Source organism: Microcystis sp. M113S1, from assembly GCF_020246945.1.
In the GTDB taxonomy this organism is placed as follows: domain Bacteria; phylum Cyanobacteriota; class Cyanobacteriia; order Cyanobacteriales; family Microcystaceae; genus Microcystis.
This window is the reverse complement of the sequence record NZ_JADBSA010000181.1, coordinates 1-3,524: the sequence shown is the minus strand read 5'-3', so window position 1 is coordinate 3,524 and position 3,524 is coordinate 1. Positions and strand designations below refer to the sequence as shown.

At 43.3% G+C, this 3,524-nt stretch carries 3 protein-coding genes; all 3 read left to right on the top strand.

What is annotated here, in order from left to right:
* Positions 1 to 1,338: tetratricopeptide repeat protein (locus IM319_RS09210; RefSeq protein ID WP_287735371.1), on the top strand; the 1,338-nt coding region annotated here is incomplete at its 5' end.
* A complete protein-coding gene (locus tag IM319_RS09205) occupies positions 1,335 to 2,075 on the top strand; it encodes a FlgD immunoglobulin-like domain containing protein (protein ID WP_185236744.1) in 741 nt (246 codons plus the stop codon). The genes IM319_RS09210 and IM319_RS09205, both read left to right, overlap by 4 nt.
* Positions 2,072 to 3,211 (top strand): hypothetical protein, encoded by a 1,140-nt coding sequence (locus IM319_RS09200; RefSeq protein ID WP_287735369.1) that lies wholly within the window; start codon positions 2,072 to 2,074, stop codon positions 3,209 to 3,211. Before IM319_RS09205 ends, IM319_RS09200 begins: the two co-directional genes overlap by 4 nt.
* Positions 3,212 to 3,524 lie beyond the last annotated feature (313 nt).

The following is a 3,524-nucleotide window of genomic DNA, read 5'->3' as shown; positions in this document are numbered from 1 at the left end:
CGGGCGCTCGCTCTTGATGATAAGTATGTCTATGCCTACTACAATCTCGGTAACGTGCTGTATGTCCAGAAAAAACTGACAGAAGCCGAGGAAATGTACCGTCGGGCGCTCGCTCTTGATGATAAGTATGTCTATGCCTACAACAATCTCGGTAACGTGCTGTATGACCAGAAAAAACTGACGGAAGCCGAGGAAATGTTCCGTAGGGCTTTAGATTTACCGGATGATACTACTGGGACTCCTACTACCGCTCACACCCTTGCCTACTACAATCTCGGTAACGTGCTGTATGTCCAGAAAAAACTGACAGAAGCCGAGGAAATGTACCGTAGGGCGCTCGCTCTTGATGATAAGTATGTCTATGCCTACAACAATCTCGGTAACGTGCTGTATGTCCAGAAAAAACTGACGGAAGCCGAGGAAATGTTCCGTCGGGCCTTAGATTTACCAGATAATACTACTGGGACTCCTACTACCGCTCACACTCTTGCCCATAATAATTTGGGTCGGCTCCTACAGGAACAGGGCAAGCTAGAGGCAGCGATCGCTGAGTTCGAGAAGGCGACAAAAATCGATCCGAAGTTTGAATTTGCTCGCAATAACCTGCAAGAAGCCCAGCGCTTGTTATCCTTGCAGCAACAACCAGAGCAGATCATCGCTTTGAATAATACTAAATATCTACCCCAAGAGGATCCCCTCACCCGGATCAAGCGATCGATCGTTAAAATCAGTGTGGTCTTTACCGGTAACGCCAAGGGGACTGCCTACGGTACGGGTTATGTGGTCAAACGCCGGGGAACAACGGTGTGGATTATCACTAATCGTCATGTGGTGGTCGATCGCGACACGGAACAGAGGGGCGATAATCTGGAAAATAATCTGGAAGTGGAACCCTATTACGGCGAAAATCTACCCAACCTGCCGCGCGATCGTGTAGTGGCTAAAATAATTCACATCACCCAACCCCAAGAAAACTTGGATTTAGCCTTGCTGGAAGTCACGGGTTTACCAGACGATATCAGTCCTTTAACCTTTCATCAAGGCGAAATTGCCGCAAAAACACGGATTTCTATCATCGGACATCCTGAATCAAAAGATTGGTCGAGCTACGAGGCGATTACCATTGGTATTCACCCTAGTAGCGGCAATTTATTAATCGGTGTGAGTCTGGGAGTTGGCGCTTCTGGTAGTCCAGTATTCGATCGGGAAATGCGGGTGATCGGATTGATGTTTAGGACGATTAGCGAGTCCCAAATCGATTCTTCCGGTATCGGTTTCGCTTACCCAATCGATCGAGTTCTCCAAAAATTAGCTCAATGGCAGGTAATTGTACCATGAAAAAATCATTTATTGTCCTCAACTTAACAATTCTTAGTCTTATTTTAGTCTCGCTCTTCCCTCCTATTCAAGCTCAAAACTGTGGGACAGGAAATACTAGATCTAGCAACTATATCCAGAGAGATAATGATAAGCGCTGTGAGGGAATAGCTCCGATCGATATTGCCGGCAGTTTTAGTCTTATTTCCCTTTCTATCGGCCGGATTCGGGAGATGACTGACTCCCTAAAGTTGGAAGTGCCTAGTCGTAATAACCGAGCGCCGAAAGTGATAGTGCGTTCTGTGCCAAAAAATTATCAACTCGATCCCCTCACCTTGCGTCCCCAAGGTTCTCGCTATCAATTTAAATGGTCTAACTATGTTATTGATCGCGAAGATATCGCCCTTGAAAGTCTGCGGGCCACGGCCTCTATCAGTGATGGTAAATTGATCTATTTGCCAGTTATTTTTAATCAGGCAACAACCTACGATATCGTCCTTTTTGCTAATGTGCGTAGCCAGATCAAAGAATTACAAATCCTCCAGAACAACAAGGTTATCTATGAGACTTCTCGCCCTAACTGGCAACCAAAAGGAGAAATTTTCTTTACTTGGGATGGGCGTACTTCTGATGGTAAACTGGCTAAGGCGGGATTGTACGAATTGCGAGTCAAAGCTTTATTAGAACAAGATGATGCTCCTCCCAGAAATGCCCCGATTAATATAACTTTTGAACATAATCCCCAGTGGCTAAAATGAAGTCCAAGCATCTCTTAAAAAGTTTCTGCCGATGGCTCAAGAAAAATCAAAAGTTTACGATAGTTTTCCTAGCTACGCTCTCCCTAGTTTTCCTGTCGATTTTTTTGGGAATTATCCCAGTTAAACAAAACTTTGAAGGCAATTTATTGGTAAAAAGCTTTAGTTTTACCTGTCAAGAAAACGAAAGTTTATTGCTCAAAGATGTCGATAATCTTTCCGAAATATATCTATCGGGACTGAAAAAATTTACCCTCGCTGGTACCTTTAGCAGTCTTGCCGATCCCGAACTCGATAAACGAGAGCGACTAGAAATTGAATCAATCCGAGAAAATAGCACTTTAACAATTACTCCGACGGCGGATTTTATCCTGCAAGAACTCCGTTTACAAAAGGAAACTAGAGTAAAAAATCTCAAATACGCTCCTTTTAATAATCTTTTGGCTTTTAGTTTGCAGCCAAATTCTCAACCAGTAAATTTATCATTTAATCCTAGCGGCAACCCGATTAAAATAACTCTTTCTGGTTATAAAATTGCTAATTTACCCCTAAAAAAAGAGGATATTCCCCTCGAATTTAATCTCAGTACCACCGAATTTCAATTAGAAATACAACAAGCGATCGATGTTAATTTACAACTTGCTCAAGATCAAGAACAGCCTATTTTTTGGCGCAATATTAAAGTTAATAATGTTAGATTTGAGAGACCGATTATCACCGGTAATAATGTGAGAGATGACTTAGTGGAATCGACAATTATTTCCGGTAATATCCGGATGGCTCAACAGGATCTTAAGCTAGAAGAAAACCAATTCCTGATCGTCGAGAAACCGGGAGTAGAGATATTAAATCAGATAAAAATTATCCCAAAGGATACCAACCAAAACATCAAACTAAAAACCACGGGGGAAAACTTGCAGATTACCGAAGCATCACAAGGTTTAGAAGTGAGCGTTTCCGGCAATACCAACAGCATCCAAGTGGGGTTAAATCCGCGACTACCGATCGCCCAAATTCAAGGCAGTTTTTTATCGCGTTATCTTGGTAGCGAGGCGATCGTGGCGATAATTTCCTTTTCTGGCGGTTTGATTGTTTCCTTGCTTTCGTGGTTATTTGATAATTTTGCCGCTTCTCCCTAAAAACTAACGTCCCGCTCGCTAAACTGCCAAATTGTTGACATCCTCGCCGCCGTAAAACGGACGGCGATTCCTCACCACGCCACCTTTTTAGGGTGGTCGCGTCAACGGGGTTGACGCAGATAGCGAAAAACGCTTAATTGCTTAAGTCTGACACTTTCGACCCGTCCGTTTTGAGTGTCCGAATGCCGGACGGCCACTTTGAACAAGTCGAAAAAATCTCATGTTCAACCTTATTTCCTAGAAAGTTTTACTCGTTCAAGGCCGAATTTGAAGTCTTTTCTGAACGAAACCCCTTACTATCTGTTGTCAAGGT

Bases quoted from the DNA above. Each gene is read 5' to 3' on its own strand.
- IM319_RS09205 (WP_185236744.1), top strand. From the start codon at position 1,335: ATGAAAAAATCATTTATTGTCCTCAACTTAACAATTCTTAGTCTTATT.
- IM319_RS09200 (WP_287735369.1), top strand. From the start codon at position 2,072: ATGAAGTCCAAGCATCTCTTAAAAAGTTTCTGCCGATGGCTCAAGAAA.